At 67.0% G+C, this 16886-nt stretch carries 15 protein-coding genes and 1 pseudogene; 9 read left to right on the plus strand and 7 right to left on the minus strand.

From position 1 onward, the window contains the following. The 4 genes from radC to nadB all read left to right on the plus strand — a co-directional run. A partial coding sequence (gene radC / locus G3N92_RS19500) for a DNA repair protein RadC (protein ID WP_206129169.1) occupies nt 1-636 on the plus strand: 636 nt, incomplete at its 5' end. Nucleotides 637-917: 281 nt separating this feature from the next. Then, a complete protein-coding gene (gene rpmB, locus G3N92_RS19505) occupies nt 918-1151 on the plus strand; it encodes a 50S ribosomal protein L28 (protein WP_007586227.1) in 234 nt (77 codons plus the stop codon). Between the two features lie 17 nt (nt 1152-1168). Next, on the plus strand, nt 1169-1336 hold the full coding sequence (gene rpmG / locus G3N92_RS19510; RefSeq protein WP_007180630.1) for a 50S ribosomal protein L33: 168 nt from the start codon (nt 1169-1171) through the stop codon (nt 1334-1336). A gap of 200 nt (nt 1337-1536) precedes the next feature. Next, nucleotides 1537-3117, plus strand: a complete 1581-nt coding sequence (gene nadB / locus G3N92_RS19515; protein WP_206129170.1) for an L-aspartate oxidase — start codon at nt 1537-1539, stop codon at nt 3115-3117. A gap of 108 nt (nt 3118-3225) precedes the next feature. Here nadB and nadC read toward each other — a convergent pair whose 3' ends face one another. From nadC to purN, 6 genes are all read right to left on the minus strand, one after another. After that, a complete protein-coding gene (nadC, locus tag G3N92_RS19520) occupies nt 3226-4107 on the minus strand; it encodes a carboxylating nicotinate-nucleotide diphosphorylase (protein WP_206129171.1) in 882 nt (293 codons plus the stop codon). Then, nucleotides 4104-5231 (minus strand): quinolinate synthase NadA, encoded by a 1128-nt coding sequence (nadA, locus tag G3N92_RS19525; RefSeq protein ID WP_206129172.1) that lies wholly within the window; start codon nt 5229-5231, stop codon nt 4104-4106. Before nadA ends, nadC begins: the two co-directional genes overlap by 4 nt. Nucleotides 5232-5372: 141 nt before the next feature. Further along, nucleotides 5373-6569, minus strand: coding sequence for an acyl-CoA desaturase (locus tag G3N92_RS19530; RefSeq protein WP_206129173.1), 1197 nt, complete (start codon nt 6567-6569; stop codon nt 5373-5375). Between the two features lie 219 nt (nt 6570-6788). Next, nucleotides 6789-8096, minus strand: a complete 1308-nt coding sequence (locus tag G3N92_RS19535) for a mechanosensitive ion channel domain-containing protein (protein ID WP_206129174.1) — start codon at nt 8094-8096, stop codon at nt 6789-6791. A gap of 14 nt (nt 8097-8110) precedes the next feature. Next, nucleotides 8111-9460: an RsmB/NOP family class I SAM-dependent RNA methyltransferase gene (locus G3N92_RS19540; RefSeq protein ID WP_206129175.1), complete on the minus strand. Its 1350-nt coding sequence runs from the start codon at nt 9458-9460 to the stop codon at nt 8111-8113. Beyond that, nucleotides 9457-10131, minus strand: coding sequence for a phosphoribosylglycinamide formyltransferase (gene purN, locus G3N92_RS19545; protein WP_206129176.1), 675 nt, complete (start codon nt 10129-10131; stop codon nt 9457-9459). The genes G3N92_RS19540 and purN overlap by 4 nt, the downstream gene beginning before the upstream one ends. Before the next feature lie 125 nt (nt 10132-10256). On the opposite strand from purN, the gene G3N92_RS19550 reads away from it, so the two are divergent. The 5 genes from G3N92_RS19550 to dut all read left to right on the plus strand — a co-directional run bounded on the left by G3N92_RS19550 (nt 10257) and on the right by dut (nt 16514). After that, entirely contained in the window at nt 10257-11249 is a 993-nt protein-coding gene (locus tag G3N92_RS19550) for a bifunctional riboflavin kinase/FAD synthetase (protein WP_206129177.1), read from the plus strand. Nucleotides 11250-11349: 100 nt separating this feature from the next. Beyond that, complete coding sequence (gene ileS / locus G3N92_RS19555) at nt 11350-14187, plus strand: isoleucine--tRNA ligase (RefSeq protein ID WP_206129178.1); 2838 nt, start codon at nt 11350-11352, stop codon at nt 14185-14187. 2 nt (nt 14188-14189) lie between these two features. Further along, the gene (gene lspA, locus G3N92_RS19560) at nt 14190-14693 is read left to right on the plus strand and encodes a signal peptidase II (RefSeq protein ID WP_206129179.1); all 504 of its coding nucleotides are present in this window, start codon (nt 14190-14192) and stop codon (nt 14691-14693) included. Between the two features lie 85 nt (nt 14694-14778). Then, nucleotides 14779-15990 (plus strand): bifunctional phosphopantothenoylcysteine decarboxylase/phosphopantothenate--cysteine ligase CoaBC, encoded by a 1212-nt coding sequence (gene coaBC, locus G3N92_RS19565; RefSeq protein ID WP_206129180.1) that lies wholly within the window; start codon nt 14779-14781, stop codon nt 15988-15990. A gap of 77 nt (nt 15991-16067) precedes the next feature. After that, nucleotides 16068-16514, plus strand: coding sequence for a dUTP diphosphatase (dut, locus tag G3N92_RS19570; RefSeq protein WP_206129181.1), 447 nt, complete (start codon nt 16068-16070; stop codon nt 16512-16514). 5 nt (nt 16515-16519) lie between these two features. Here dut and G3N92_RS19575 read toward each other — a convergent pair. Further along, a pseudogene (locus G3N92_RS19575) lies at nt 16520-16886 on the minus strand (hypothetical protein); the annotation flags it as partial.

Raw genomic sequence — 16886 nt, forward strand, 5'->3', positions numbered from 1 at the left:
GAGCGCCTGCTCGAGCGGGGGCCGGCGGCGCTGGCCGACAGCGAATTGCTCGCGTTGCTGATCGGCAACGGCATCGCCGGCGAGCAGACGGGCGCCACGGCGCAGGCGCTGCTCAAGCATTTCCGCTCGCTGCGCGCCCTGCTCGACGCCTCGCCCGAGGCGATCCGCGCCCAGCCCGGCGTCGGCGCGGCCCGCGCGGCCGTGCTGATCGCCACCACCGAGCTGGTGCGGCGTGCGCTGATCGAACGCGGCAAGACACGTACGCTGATCGATTCGCCGGAGGCGGTGCACAACTACCTGCGGCTCACGATCGGCACCCGCGCGCGCGAGTCGTTTCTCTGCCTGTATCTCGACGCGCAGCATCGGCTCGTGGCCTGCGAGGAAAGCACGGTCGGCACGCTGACTCGAATGGCCGTCTATCCGCGCGAAATCGTGCGCCGCGCACTCGAACTCGGTGCCGCCGCGCTGATCGTGGCGCATAATCACCCCTCCGGCTCGGTCAAGCCGAGCGCCGAGGATCGCCGCCTCACGCGGCTGCTGCGCGAAGCGCTCGCGCTGGTCGACGTGCGCCTCGTCGATCACATCGTGGTCGGCGCCAACGACACGCTGTCGTTTTCCCACGCGGGGCTGCTCTGAGCCCCGCCGGAGGCGGCCGGACGATATGACCCTGCAGGCTTCGCGAGGGCCGCGGCGGCCGCCCAAGATCGGCACCTGAAATAGGGTTGATTTTCCAGAATTTTTTCTGTTAGAATCGCCGTCTGACTTTTTTCCAACCAGTTCAGAAGCCACAGAAGGGACGAAAGGTTCTGCCACTCAGGATGGCGCAATCTTTCCAAAACGGCAGCGGGTACGCGGTCGTTGTGCGAAGAAACTTCACCGGCGATCGAACCCGAATTCAGCGTATTAGGAGTGCTCTCATGGCACGCGTATGCCAAGTAACTGGGAAAGCGCCGATGAGCGGCAACAACGTTTCCCACGCAAACAACAAGACGAAGCGCCGCTTCCTGCCGAATCTGCAAAACCGCCGGTTCTGGGTGGAGAGCGAAAACCGCTGGGTGCGTCTGCGCGTTTCGAACGCCGGCCTGCGCCTGATCGACAAGAACGGCATCGACACCGTGCTCGCTGACCTGCGCGCACGCGGCGAAGCCTAAGTCCCAAGGAGCACGAAATGGCGAAGGGCGCACGCGACAAGATCAAGCTGGAATCGACCGCAGGTACGGGTCACTTCTACACCACCACGAAGAACAAGCGCAACATGCCGGAAAAGATGCTGATCAAGAAGTTTGATCCGGTCGTCCGCAAGCACGTTGAGTACAAGGAAACGAAGATCAAGTAATCTTCGCTCCCTGTCCGCTGCACCAAAAAGCCCCGCCATCGCGGGGCTTTTTGTTTTCCGCGCGCCACTGGCCGGTTCGACGATCCTCTTTTTGCCTTCACCGTGACACATTGCCACATCGTTCGCGGTATCCTCTGCCCTTCCCGCCGGCCCCGCCGGCAAGGGAACATCGGACGAAAGCGCAGAAACGGAGAAGCAAGATGAATTTCGATGTGGCGATCGTCGGCAGCGGTCTTGCCGGTTTGTCGGTCGCACTGAACCTCGCGCAAACGCGCAAGGTCGCGCTGATCGCGAAGCGATCGATGATGGAAGGCGCGAGCGACTACGCGCAGGGCGGCATCGCGGCGGTGCTCGATTCGGCCGACAGCGTCGAGAATCACGTCAGCGACACGCTCGTCGCCGGCGGCGGGCTGTGCGACGAAACCAGCACGCGCTTCATCGTCGAGAACGGCCGCGCCGCGATCGAGTGGCTGATCTCGCAGGGCGTGCCGTTCACGCGCGACGCCGCCGCGGAGCTCGGCTTCCATCTGACACGCGAAGGCGGCCACAGCCATCGCCGCATCATCCACGCCGCCGACGCCACCGGTCATGCCGTGCTGGCCACGCTGAGCGCGCGGGCGCGCCAGCATCCGAACATCACGTTCTTCGAGAACCACCACGCGGTCGACCTGATCACGTCGGATCGCATCGGCCTGCCCGGCGGGCGTTGCGTCGGCCTGTACGCGCTCGACGTGCGCACCGGGCTGACCGTCACGATCGAGGCGCCGCACACGGTGCTCGCCACCGGCGGCGCGGGCAAGGTCTATCTGTACACGACCAACCCCGACACGGCGACCGGCGACGGCATCGCGATGGCCTCGCGCGCGGGCTGCCGCGTCGCGAACATGGAATTCATCCAGTTTCATCCGACCTGCCTCTATCACCCGTACGCCAAATCGTTCCTGATTTCGGAAGCCGTGCGCGGCGAAGGCGGCCTGCTGAAGCTGCCGGACGGCACGCGCTTCATGCCGGCGCACGACTCGCGCGCCGAACTCGCGCCGCGCGACATCGTCGCGCGCGCGATCGATTTCGAGATCAAGAAACGCGGCATCGATTGCGTCTATCTCGACATCAGCCATCAGCCCGAAGCGTTCCTGCGCGAGCACTTCCCGACGATCCACGCACGCTGCCTCGAATTCGGCATCGACATCGCCAAGCAGCCGATTCCGGTGGTGCCGGCCGCGCACTACACGTGCGGCGGCGTGGTCACCGATCTGGCCGGGCGCACCGATGTGGCCGGCCTCTACGCCGTGGGCGAAACGTCGTACACGGGCCTGCACGGCGCGAACCGGCTGGCCAGCAACTCGCTGCTCGAATGCCTCGTGATCGGCCGCGCCACGGCCGAGGCGATCGAAACGGCCGGCTACGCGCGCCTGCCGCACGGCGCGCTGCCCGCCTGGGACGAAAGCCGCGTGTCCGATCCCGACGAGGAGGTGGTGGTCGCCCATAACTGGGACGAGCTGCGCCGCATGATGTGGAACTACGTCGGCATCGTGCGCACCGACAAGCGGCTGGCCCGAGCGATGCACCGCATCGCACTGCTGCGCGACGAAATCCACGAGTACTACGCGAATTTCCGCGTCAGCCCCGATCTGCTCGAACTGCGCAATCTGGTCGACGTCGCATCGCTGATCGTCGAAAGCGCGCAATCGCGACGCGAAAGCCGCGGCCTGCACTTCAGCCGGGACTGGCCCGATACGCTGCCGAAGGCGTTGCCGTCGGTGCTGTCGCCGCGCCGCTGAGCGCGGGCTCACTGCGAAAGCGCCGATTCCGGCGCCCGAAAACGACAAAGCCGCTCGCGCATATCCTGCGCGAGCGGCTTTGTTTTTGGCTGCGACGCCGACCCGGCGTCAGTCGACGATCCGCATCGAAAAATCGGTTGCGCGCACGTCCTTCGTCAGCGCGCCGATCGACATACGATCCACGCCCGTCGCGGCGATGTCGCACACGGTGTCGGCATTGACGCCGCCCGACACTTCCAGCACGGCGCGGCCGCCGGCCACGCGCACCGCGTCGCGCATCATGTCGAACGTGAAGTTGTCGAGCAGCACCGATGTCGCGCCGTGCGCGAGCGCCGTATCGAGCTGGGCCAGCGTCTCGACCTCGACCTGCACCGGCACGCCGGCCTCCAGCGCGAACGCCGCGTCGAGCGCCGCCCCCACGCCGCCGGCCGCCGCGATGTGGTTTTCCTTGATCAGGATGCCGTCGTAGAGCGCGAGCCGCTGGTTCGCGCCGCCGCCCACGCGCACCGCGTATTTCTGCGCGAGCCGCAGCCCCGGCAACGTCTTGCGCGTATCGAGGATGTGTGCGCGCTGGCCGTCGATCAGATCGACGTAGCGGCGCGTGGCGCTGGCCACGCCCGACAGCAACTGCAGGAAGTTCAGGCCGTTGCGCTCGGCCGTCAGCAGCGAACGCGCGGGGCCGCGCAATTCGCAGACGGTCGAGTCGGCCGTCATCGGCTCGCCTTCGCGATAGCGCCAGTCCACCTCGATGGCCGGATCGATCGCGCGCATCACGGCCTGAAACCAGGGCACACCGCACAGCACGGCGTTCTCGCGAACGATGATGCGCGCGAGCCGCGCCGGGCCGTCCGGCACCAGGCGGCCCGTCTGGTCGCCGCTGCCGACATCTTCGGCGATCGCATCGGCGACATTGCGCGCGATTGCCGCCTCGAAGGCCGCGCCGTACTCGCGGACGATTTCGTCGTAGATCGGGGACACCGCTGCCGTCATGCCGCCCCCACGTTCGAGAACAGTTGCGCATCGCGCTGCAGATCGCCGCTCGCCTGCACGCGCCGCTTGTGCTGCGCCGCGAAGTCGAGCATGCGGTCGATCGGCAGGCGCGCGCGCTCGCCGATCGCGGCGTCGACGAAGATTTCGTTGTGACCGCGCTCCAGCACGTCGGCCAGATTCGCGAGGCCGTTCATCGCCATCCACGGGCAATGCGCGCAGCTCTTGCAGGTGGCGCTGTTGCCGGCCGTGGGCGCGGCGATGAAGGTCTTGCCCGGCGCGGCGATCTGCATCTTGTGCAGGATGCCGAGATCGGTGGCGACGATGAAGGTTTGCGCGTCGAGCTTCACGGCGGCATCGATCAACTGCGTGGTCGAACCGACCACATCGGCCAGCGCCACCACGTTCTCGGGCGATTCCGGGTGCACGAGCACCTTCGCGCCGGGGTGTTCGGCGCGCAGCAGATCGAGCTCGATGCCCTTGAATTCGTCGTGTACGAGGCAGGAGCCTTGCCACATCAGCATGTCGGCGCCGGTTTTCTTCTGGATATAGCTGCCGAGGTGCCGATCCGGCGCCCAGATCAGCTTTTCGCCGCGCGCGTGCAGATCGGCCACGATCTCCAGGCCGATCGACGAGGTGACCATCCAGTCGGCACGCGCCTTCACGGCCGCGCTGGTGTTCGCGTACACCACCACCGTGCGATCGGGGTGCGCGTCGCAGAACGCCGAGAAATCGTCGACGGGACAACCGAGATCGAGCGAGCAGGTCGCGTCGAGATCGGGCATCAGGATCCGCTTGCCGGGGCTCAGGATCTTCGCCGTTTCGCCCATGAAGCGCACGCCGGCGACGATCAGCGTCTGCGCGTCGTGATCGCGCCCGAAACGCGCCATTTCCAGCGAATCGGCCACGCAGCCGCCGGTCTCGTCGGCCAATTCCTGCAACTCGGCGTCCACGTAATAGTGCGCGACGAGCACCGCCTTTTCACGCTTGAGCAGCGCCTTGATCCGCGCCTTCAGCGCATCGCGCTCCACGGCGGACGGGCTTTCGGGCACCTTCGCCCAGGCTTGCCCGGTTCCGCACACGGCGCCGGGCCGGTCGTACTCGACGGGTTTGATCGCGGCTTGCATCTCGTATCTCCTCTACTTCCTCTGCACGGCAGAATCGCTGTCGAATCGCGGTCGATTGGCCGCCGGAAAATCGGCGGCACAAAAGAAAAAACCCCGCCAACGCGGGGTTTGTGACGTTCCGAAATTCTAATCGATTTCAGATCATGCGTAGCGGCGCAGACGCGTCGCGAACTCTTGCAGCGCCTTGATGCCGCTTTGTTCCGCGCGATGGCACCAATCCTGCAATTGGGCCAGAAGCTGTTCGCGCGACGCGTTCGAACGATCCCACATCGAGGCCAGATCCTGACGCAGCTGGAAGTACGTCTGCATCTTCTGGCTGTTCGCGAAGATTTCCGGCAGTTGGCGCTTCTGCGGTTCGTTCAGGCCGTCTTCGCCCTTGTGGAACCACTTGCGCGCACCGCGCAGCGACTGATACTTCTCGCTCGAGCCGAGGCCCTTCAGATGCGCGAGCTCCTGGCGGTAGGCACGCTTGAACGCCTTGCCGTAACGCGCCATCACTTCGTAGCGGTTCGACAGCACGGCCTGCAGCGTTTCCTGGTCGAGCACGGCCTTGCGTGCGACGAGGCGCGGCGTGGGCGCAACCTTCTTGACCTTGGCCAGCTTGAAGAACGACAGGATGCGGATGTACATCCAGCCGATGTCGAACTCGTACCACTTGTTCGAGAACTTCGCCGAGGTGGCGAACGTGTGGTGGTTGTTGTGCATTTCCTCGCCGCCGATCACGATGCCCCAGGGAATCAGGTTCGTGCTGGCATCGGCCGAGTTGAAATTGCGATAGCCCCAGAAGTGCGCGAGGCCATTGACGACGCCGGCGGCCCAGAACGGGATCCAGATCATCTGCACGGCCCACACCGACAGGCCGACGATGCCGAACAGCGCCACGTCGATCACCATCATCAGGCTCACGCCGAGGATCGTGTACTTCGAATAGACGTTGCGTTCGACCCAGTCGTTCGGCGTGCCGTGGCTGAACTTGCGCAGCGTTTCCTCGTTCTTCGCTTCGGCGCGATACAGCTCGGCGCCTTCGAGCAGCACCTTCCAGATGCCGCGCGTTTGCGGGCTGTGCGGATCCTCTTCGGTTTCGCACTTGGCGTGGTGCTTGCGGTGGATCGCCGCCCATTGGCCCGTCAGCATGCCCGTGGACATCCACAGCCACAACCGGAAGAAGTGGCTGACGATCGGGTGCAGATCAAGCGCGCGGTGCGCCTGGCAGCGATGCAGATAGATGGTGACGGCCACGATCGTGACGTGGGTGGCGGCGAGCGTGAACAGCACGATCTGCCACCACGAGAAGTGCAGCAGCCCGTGGGCCAGGAAGTCGAGCACGGAATTCAGCAAGGCATTTACCTGTAATTCAGAGATGGCGCCGGTATGCGCGCGCCAACGTCATAAAAATGAAAGCATACCGGGTATGGACGAAATTTTACTGTATCCGTTCCCGGCAACTGTCAAAAATGAATGATTGTTGCTACGGCGCAAGGGGATTGCAGTCCAACCATGGACTATCGAACAGGAACAGTCCAATAACGCGCCCGAAACGCTTGAAAAGGGTCGAATTCATTCTTCAACCTGCAACGAACGCCCGTCGATCACCCGTACTTCGCGCTGCGGTAACGGCACGGCAATCCCGTGCTCCGCGAACAGCCGCCAGAGCCTGCGATTGACGGCCGAGCGCACGCCCGACGTGCCGCGCGCGGCGTCGGCGATCCAGAAGCCCAGTTCGAGCTCGATGCCGTCCACACCGAAGCCGACCAGATAAGGCGCCGGCGCCGGATCTTCCAGCACGCGCTCGACGCCGTTCGCCGCCTCGGCCAGCAAGGCCAGCGCCGCCTCCACATCGCTCGTGTAGGCGATGCGGATCGCCACCTTGGCGTAGCCGCGCGTCTGGAACGACGACTGGTTCTGCACCACGTCGGTGATCAGCTTCTCGTTCGGAATCAGTTTTTCGTAGCCGTCGAGGCCGCGCACCACCGTGTAGCGCGTGCGGATCTGCGTGACGATGCCCTGCAGGCCGCCCACGTCGATCGCGTCGCCGAGCCGCAGCGAGCGGTCGAGCAGGATGATGAAGCCCGACACGTAATTGCTGGCGATCTTCTGCAGGCCGAAGCCGAGCCCCACGCCGAGCGCGCCGCCGAACACGCCGAGCACGGTCACGTCGATGCCGACCAGCGACAGGCCGATCAGCACGGCCGCCACCACCAGCAACGCGCGGCCGACCCGCGACAGCACCACCTTGAGATTCGCGTCGAGCGTGACGGCCCGCGCCAGGCGATCCTCCAGCAGCGAACCGAGCCACATCGCCACCACCAGCGTGACGCAGATCCACAGACAGCCGGACAGCAGCGAGAGCAGGCTCAGATGCGCGCTGCCGACATGGAACGTCAGGCTGTCGAGCCAGTCGACCACGTCGCGCTGAATCCCGAGCACGGTCAGCACCATCGCGGCCCAGACCACCGCCGACACCATTTTCTCGACGATCGACAGCCACGCATGGGTATCGCCGTCGCGCGCAAACGCGCGGCGGGCAATCGAGAACAGCAGATAGAGCAGCGCGATGCCGAACAACGGCACCAGCGCGAGTTGCAGGATCGGCGTGGCGAAGAAGCGGTCGCCGACCGCCTGCGCCACTGTCAGCAGCACGCCGCCGGCAAGCGGGAACAGCGCGCGGTTCAGGCTTTCCGAACCGGTGCCGGGCGCGCGGCCGGCGGCACGCCGCCGCGCGTCGATCCGCGCGCGCAGCCAGCGCGCGACGAACCAGGCCAGCGCCAGCGTGCCCGCCAGCACCGCGAGCTGCCAGATCATGACCGGCTGCCCGAAATCGCGGATCACGCTGGCGAGCCGCTTCGACAGCAACGGATCCTGCATGGCCTGCCTTGCGGTCAGTCCTGACCGGCGGCCGGCTCGGCGGCCGGTTCGGTCTGCTGCTCAGCCTGCTGTTCGGCCTGCTTGTCGGCCTTCTTCGCCGCCGGCTTCGCACGACGCTCCATCACGGCAGCGAAGAAACCGTCGGTGGCGTGGCGATGCGGCCACAGCGACAGGTAATCGCCGGTATCGAGCTCGATGCGCTGCTCGGCCAGCACCTTGTTGGCGGGCACCAGCACGAAATCGGGATGCGCGGCCAGGAACTGCTCGACGATCGCCTCGTTCTCGGCTTCCAGCACGCTGCAGGTCGCGTAGACGAGCCGGCCGCCCTGCTTCACGAGCCGCGCGGCGCTGGCCAGGATCGAGCCCTGCTTCGGCGTCAGCTCGGCGATCGAATCGCGCGTCTGGCGCCACTTCAGGTCGGGATTGCGGCGCAGCGTGCCGAGCCCGCTGCACGGCGCGTCGACCAGCACGCGGTCGATCTTGCCGGCCAGCCGCTTGATCTTCGCGTCGTGTTCGCTGTCGATCAGCACCGGGTTCACGTTCGACAGCCCGCTGCGCGCAAGGCGCGGCTTGAGCTTGGCCAGACGTTTTTCGGAGATGTCGAAGGCATACAGGCGGCCGGTCGAGCGCATCGCCGCGCCGAGCGCCAGCGTCTTGCCGCCCGCGCCGGCGCAGAAGTCGACGATCATCTCGCCGCGGCGCGGCGCCACCAGCGAGCAGAGCAACTGGCTGCCCTCGTCCTGCACCTCGATCATGCCTTCCTGGAACAGCGCGAGCTTGGTCAGCGCCGGCTTGCCGTTCACGCGCACGCCGTTCGGCGCGAACGGCGTTTCGCCGCCCTCGATGCCGTTGGCCCTGAGCGCGGCCACGACCTGTTCGCGCGTGGCTTTCTGCACGTTGGCGCGCAGATCCAGCGGCGCCGGATAGTTCACGGCGGCGGCGAATTGCGCAAGCGCATCGGCGTCGAAACGCTGTGCGAGGGCTTGATAGATCCAGTCGGGCAGGTTGGTGCGCACGCGCAGCGGCAGGCTGGCCGGATCGATCTTCGCGACGTGGTCGAGCCACGCCCATTCGGCGTCCGACACGTGCGCGCGCAGCGCCGAGCGGCCGGCCGTCTGCATCAGGCCGAGCAGCGTCAGACGCCGCGTCGGGCTACCCGTGCCGCTTTCGGCCAGATGCGCGTATTCCATCTTGCGGCGCAGCACCGCGAACACGGCCTCGGCGATCACGCCGCGCTCGGCATGGCCGAGCTTCGGATGCGCGCGGAAAAAGCGGCTCGTGGCGGCATCGGCCGGGCCGGTGAACTTCAGTACGTCGCCGAGCAGCAGCTCGGTCTGGCCAATCAGGAATCCATGCAGCTTCATACACCCTCACCCAAATCGTTGTAGTCGTTGACGTCGCCGCCGTCGGCCAGCAGCCAGCGGCAAGCGCCCGGCGCCAGCACCGCCCGGCCCGCCTCGAGCCGCAGCCGGCCCTCGACGAACCAGCGCACGGCGCGCGGATAGAGCTGGTGCTCGGCGGCCAGCACGCGCTGCGCCAGCGCGTCGGGCGTATCGCCGTCGCGCACCGGCACGGCGGCCTGCGCGACGATCGCGCCGCTGTCCAGCTCGGGAATCACGAAATGCACCGTCGCGCCATGCAGGGCGACGCCGGCGGCCAAAGCGGCCTCATGTGTGCGGATGCCCTTGAAGCTGGGCAGCAGCGACGGATGAACGTTCAGCATCCGGCCCTCGAAACGGGCGACGAAGGCCGGCGTCAGGATCCGCATGAAGCCGGCCAGCACCACGAGATCGGGCGCGAAGCGGTCGATCTCGGCCGCCAGCGCGGCGTCGAAGGCCTCGCGGCCGTCATGGCCGCGATGGTCGACCACGGCGGTGGGAATCCCGCGCGCGGCCGCAAATGACAAACCGGCCGCATCGGGCCGGTTTGCGATCACGGCGGCAACCTGGGCCGGCCAGCCGTCGCGCCTGCATGCGTCGACGATGGCCTCCATGTTGCTGCCGCGACCCGAAATCAGGATGACAATTTTTTTCATGCGCGGATTTTACCATCCGGGATCGCCGTTTCCGGCCCGGCCGGCCGCCCATCGCCGCGAACCGTTTATAATCTTGTGCTTTGCGGCATCCGCCCGCCCATTTCGTCCGCTGCCAACCCGCTATCGTGAAAGTGTTTCGCGGCCTGCCCAACGCCGAAAGCCGCGCCCCGTGCGCGCTGACGATCGGCAATTTCGACGGTGTCCACCGCGGCCATCAGGCCTTGCTCGCGCGCGTGCGCGCGGCCGCGGACGCGCGCGGGCTGCCCGTGTGCGTGATGACGTTCGAACCGCATCCGCGCGAATTCTTCAACCCGGCCGGCGCGCCGCCGCGCATCGCGATGCTGCGCGACAAGCTCGAGGCGCTGCGCGAGAACGGCGTCGACCGCGTGGTGGTCGAGCATTTCAATCACACGTTCGCGAACCAGTCGCCCGCGGCCTTCGTCGAGGACACGCTCGTCAACGGCCTGCACACGCGCTGGATGATCGTCGGCGACGATTTCCGCTACGGCGCGAAGCGGGCCGGCAATTTCGCCTCGCTGAAGGAAGCCGGCGCACGCTACGGCTTCGACGTCGAGCAGATGGCCACGCTGGCCGCGCCGAACGGCGCGCGCATCTCCAGCTCGGGCGTGCGCGCCTCGCTGGCGGCAGGCGATCTCGACGCCGCGAAGGACGCGCTCGGCCACGGCTACGCGATCAGCGGCCACGTCGCGCACGGCCTGAAGCTCGGCCGCGATCTCGGCTTCCCCACGCTGAACCTGTCGATCGCGCACAAGCGCCCGGCGCTGTCGGGCATCTTCGTCGTGACGGTGCACGGCCTCGCCGATCACCCGCTGCCCGCCGTGGCCAGCCTCGGCGTGCGCCCCACGGTGGTCGACGCGGGCCGCGTGCTGCTCGAAGTGCACATCCTCGACTGGCACGGCGACGCCTACGGCAAGCTCGTGCGCGTCGAATTCCTGAAGAAACTGCGCGACGAGGCGAAATTCATCGACCTGGAAACGCTGACCCGCGCGATCGCGCAGGACGTCGTCGACACGCGCGCCTACTTTGCCGCGCATGGCGTCCCGCCCGGCGGCCGCGCAACCGGTTTCGCCACTTCGGCCACCGACCGAATTAGCTGATCCGGTTCGGGCGCCGCACGCGCCCGCCCCGCCGCCCCCGGCGCCCGTCCCACGATTCACGACGCGCGAGCGTCCCCGAATAGAGATAGCGACTCCCGACATGAGCAACAAGAAAGCCGATTCGAAACCGCAGGCCAAATACCCGGTCAACCTGCTCGACACGCCGTTCCCGATGCGCGGCGACCTGCCCAAGCGCGAACCCCAATGGGTTCAGGATTGGGAGGACCGCAATGTCTACGAGACGATCCGCGCCGCCAGCGCCGGCCGTCCGAAGTTCATCCTGCACGACGGCCCGCCCTATGCGAACGGCGACATCCACCTCGGGCACGCGGTCAACAAGATCCTGAAGGACATCGTCGTCAAGTCGCGCAACATGGCCGGCTTCGACGCGCCCTACGTGCCGGGCTGGGATTGCCACGGCATGCCGATCGAAATCCAGATCGAAAAGCAGTTCGGCAAATCGCTGCCGGCCGCCGAAGTGCAGAAGAAGGCGCGCGCCTACGCGACCGAGCAGATCGAGAAGCAGAAGCTCGGCTTCAAGCGGCTCGGCGTGCTCGGCGACTGGAAGAACCCGTACAAGACGATGAACTTCGCCAACGAAGCGGGCGAACTGCGCGCGCTCGGCAAGATCATCGAGAAGGGCTTCGTGTATCGCGGCCTGAAGCCGGTCAACTGGTGCTTCGATTGCGGCTCGGCGCTGGCCGAGGCGGAAGTCGAGTACAAGGACCGCACCGATCCCACCATCGACGTGCTGTTCCCGTTCGCGGAGCCGGAGCTGACCGCGCAGGCGTTCGGCCTGGCCGCGCTGCCGCGCGCCGAAGGCGGCATCGTGATCTGGACCACCACGCCGTGGACCATGCCGGCCAACCAGGCGCTCAACGCGCACCCGGAAATCGTCTACGCGCTGGTCGATACGCCGCGCGGCCTGCTGATTCTCGCCGAAGAACGCGTGGCCGCCTGCCTCGAAGCGTTCAAGCTGAGCGGCACGACGATCGCCACCGCGCCGGGCGCCAAGCTCGCCGGCCTGCGCTTCCATCACCCGCTGGCCGGTGCACACCCGGGCTATCAACGTACCTCGCCCGTCTACCTCGGCGACTACGTCACGACCGACACCGGCACCGGCATCGTCCACTCGTCGCCCGCCTACGGCGTGGAAGACTTCGTCTCGTGCAAGGCCCACGGCCTGACCGACGCCGACATCATCAACCCGGTGATGGGCGACGGCCGCTATATCGAATCGCTGCCGCTGTTCGGCGGCCTGACGATCTGGGACGCGAACCCGAAGGTGGTCGAGGCGCTCGACGCCGCGGGCACGCTGCTGCGCAGCGAGAAGTACACGCACAGCTACATGCACTGCTGGCGCCACAAGACGCCGATCATCTACCGCGCCACCTCGCAGTGGTTCGCCGGCATGGACACCCAACCGAACGACGGCGGCCGCACGCTGCGCGAAGTCGCGCTGCAGGGCGTGGAAGACACCGCGTTCTACCCGTCGTGGGGCAAGCAGCGCCTCTACAGCATGATCGCGAACCGCCCGGACTGGACGCTGTCGCGTCAGCGCCAGTGGGGCGTGCCGATGGCGTTCTTCGTCCACAAGGAAACCGGCGACCTGCATCCGCGCACGCTGGAGCTGCTGGAAGAAGTGGCCAAGCGCGTGGAAGCGGGCGGCATCGAGGCCTGGCAGACGCTCGACGCGCGCGAGCTGCTCGGCGACGAAGCCAACCTCTATGAAAAGAACCGCGACACGCTCGACGTCTGGTTCGATTCGGGCACGACGCACTGGCACGTGCTGCGCGGCTCGCATCAGGATTCGCTGCAATTCCCGGCCGATCTGTATCTCGAAGGCTCGGACCAGCACCGCGGCTGGTTCCATTCGTCGCTGCTGACCGCCTCGATGATCGACGGCTGCGCGCCGTACAAGGGCCTGCTCACGCACGGCTTCACGGTGGACGGCGAAGGCCGCAAGATGAGCAAGTCGCTCGGCAACGGTATCGATCCGCATGAAGTGTCGAACCGCCTCGGCGCGGAAATCGTGCGCCTGTGGATCGCCTCGACCGATTACTCGGGCGAGCTGGCGATCTCCGAGGAAATCCTCAAGCGCGTGACGGAAGGCTATCGCCGCATCCGCAACACGCTGCGCTTCCTGCTCGCGAACCTGTCCGACTTCGACTACGCGAAGGATGCCGTGCCGGCCGCCGAGTGGCTCGAAATCGACCGCTACGCGATCGCGTTCTCGGCGCAGTTGCAAACGGAACTGCTCGGCTACTACGAGAAGTACGAATTCCACCCGATCGTCGCCAAGCTGCAGACGTATTGCTCGGAAGATCTCGGCGGCTTCTACCTCGACGTGCTGAAGGACCGCCTCTACACCAGCGCGCCGGCGTCGCACGCCCGCCGCTCGGCGCAGACGGCGCTGTACCACATCACGCAGGGCCTGCTGCGCGTGCTCGCGCCGTTCCTCTCGTTCACGGCCGAGGAAGCGTGGAAGGTGTTCCAGCCGGCCAGCCAGACGATTTTCACGGAAACCTACTACGCTTACCCGGATATCGACGGCGCGGCCGCGCTGGTCGACAAGTGGACGCTGCTGCGCGCGGTGCGCGCGGACGTGACGAAGGCGCTGGAAGAAGCCCGCACGGCGAACCGGATCGGCTCGTCGCTGCAGGCCGAAGTGGAAATCCGCGCGAGCGGCGCGCGTTACGACGCGCTCGCGAGCCTCGGCGACGATCTGAAGTTCGTGCTGATCACGTCGGCCGCCACGGTTGCGAAGGTCGAGGCGGAAGGCGACGAAGCGGTGAACGTGTCGGCCTCGTCGTACCAGAAGTGCGAGCGCTGCTGGCACTACCGCGAGGACGTCGGCGCGCATGCCGATCACCCGACGCTGTGCGGCCGCTGCTTCTCCAACCTCTTTGAAAACGGCGAAACCCGGAGCGCTGCGTAAACATGGCAACGAAACCCTTGTCGAAATCCACCGGCGGCGCGCTCGCGCCCTGGCTCGGCATTTCGCTGATCGTCATCCTGTTCGATCAGCTCAGCAAGATCGCGGTGCTGAAGACCTTCAGCTATGGCTCGTTCCATACGCTGACGAGCTTCTTCGACCTGACGCTGATCTACAACCGCGGCGCCGCGTTCGGCTTCCTGTCGGCCGCGAGCGGCTGGCAGCGCTGGGCCTTCACGGCGCTCGGCATCGCCGCCACGCTGGTGATCTGCTACCTGCTGAAGCGCCACGGCCATCAGCGCCTGTTCAGCCTGTCGCTGGCGCTGATTCTCGGCGGCGCGCTCGGCAACGTGATCGACCGCCTGATGTACGGCCACGTGATCGACTTTCTCGATTTCCACGTGGGCCGCTGGCACTTCCCGGCGTTCAACCTGGCCGACTCGGCCATCACGATCGGCGCGATCCTGCTGATCTACGACGAACTGCGCCGCGTGCGCGGCACGCGTTGAGCGTCTGACGCGATGACCGCGGCAACGCGGTAAATTACAGGGCCGGGCCTTCGGGCGCCGGCCCGTTTCATTAGCGGAGGTCCAGTTGGAACATCAGGAACTCGCAGGAAAACATCTCGTTCTCGGCCTGACGGGCGGCATCGCCTGCTACAAGATCGCCGAGCTCACGCGCCTGCTGACCAAGGCCGGCGCCACCGTGCAGGTGGTGATGACCGAAGCCGCGGCCCAGTTCATCACGCCCGTCACGATGCAGGCGCTGTCGGGGCGGCCCGTCTACACGAGCCAGTGGGACGCGCGCGTCGGCAACAACATGGCGCATATCGATCTGTCGCGCGAAGCCGATGCGATCGTGATCGCGCCCGCCTCCACCGATTTCATCGCCAAGCTGGCGCACGGCTTCGCCGACGATCTGCTGTCGACGCTGTGCGTCGCGCGCGATTGCCCGCTGCTGGTGGTGCCGGCCATGAACCGCCAGATGTGGCAGAACCCGGCCACCCAGCGCAACGCGGCGCAACTGCGCGCCGACGGCGTGTCGGTGCTCGGCCCCGATTCGGGCGCGCAGGCCTGCGGCGAGATCGGAGACGGCCGCATGCTCGAGCCGGAAGCGATCTACGAGGCGATCGTGTCGCACTTCCGGCCCAAGAAGCTGGCCCACAAGCGCGTGCTGATCACGGCCGGCCCGACGTTCGAGCCGCTCGATCCGGTGCGCGGGCTGACCAACCTGTCGAGCGGCAAGATGGGCTTCGCGCTCGCGCGCGCCGCACAGCAGGCCGGCGCCGACGTGCATCTGATCGCCGGCCCCGTGCATCTGGCGACGCCGTGGGGCGTCTATCGCGAGGACGTGCAGACCGCGCAGCAGATGCACGACGCCGTCATGCACGCCGCGGCCGACGCCGATCTGTTCATCGCGGTAGCCGCCGTGGCCGACTGGCGCGTGGCGCACCCGGCCGAGCACAAGATCAAGAAGACCGCCGACCGCAAGATGCCGGTGCTCGAATTCGTCGAGAACCCCGACATCCTGGCCACCGTGGCGGCCCGGCCCGACGCGCCGTTCTGCGTCGGCTTCGCGGCCGAGAGCGGCGACCTCGACGTGCACGGCGAGGAAAAGCGCCGCCGCAAGCAGGTGCCGCTCCTGATCGGCAATCTCGGCCCGCTGACGTTCGGCCGCGACGACAACGAAGTCGTGCTGTTCGAAGCCGGCGGCGCCACGCCGCTGCCGCGCCAGCCGAAAGCCACGCTGGCGCACACGCTGATCGACGAGATCGCCAAGCGCCTGCCCGATACGCGTCTGATCTGACGCGTCAGCGCCGGGCCGCCGCGCTTGCCGCAGCGGCCCGGCATTCCGTTTCCCGACTCCTGCCTGCCAACCGCCGCATGAATCTCGATCTCAAAATCCTCGACGCGCGCATGCGCGAATACCTGCCGAACTACGCCACGCCGGGCAGCGCGGGCCTCGACCTGCGCGCCTGCCTCGACGCCCCCGTCGTGCTGAAGCCGGGCGACACCGTGCTGGTGCCCACCGGCCTCGCGATCCACGTGGCCGACCCGGGCTACGCGGCGCTGATCCTGCCGCGCTCGGGCCTCGGCCACAAGCACGGCATCGTGCTCGGCAACCTGGTCGGCCTGATCGATTCGGATTACCAGGGGCAATTGATGGTGTCGACCTGGAACCGCGGCCAGACGGAATTCACGCTGAACCCGTTCGAGCGCCTCGCGCAGCTCGTGATCGTGCCGGTCGTGCAGGCGCACTTCAACATCGTCGACGAATTCGCACAGAGCGAGCGCGGCGAAGGCGGCTTCGGCAGCACCGGCCGGCAGTAAGGCGATCAACGCACCCGGCGCAGCACGGCGTCCGGGTTCGCGTCGGCGACCTGACAGCCGCCGCGCGCCGCGATCACGAGGTAATGGCCGAGCCGGCGCGCATCGAGCTCGCACGGCCCGCCGGCCGGATCGGCACGCGACAGCCGCGCCCGGTCCGGCTCCACTTGCTTGAGCCGCAGCAGCAAGCCGGCGCGGCCGCCCGGCGCCCGGGCGCTGCGATACGAATAGCTGACGCTGCCCTGCGAGATCGTCAGATCGCGCCCGCCGACGCTGCTGCGCCAGTGGCCATCCCACGCACGCGCGCCGTGAGGCGCAGGCAGCGCATGCAGCGCGCGCCGGTCCACCCAGCCGCTCGTCGCAATCCCGTGCGGA

The organism is Burkholderia sp. Ac-20379, from assembly GCF_017104645.1.
GTDB lineage: Bacteria > Pseudomonadota > Gammaproteobacteria > Burkholderiales > Burkholderiaceae > Burkholderia.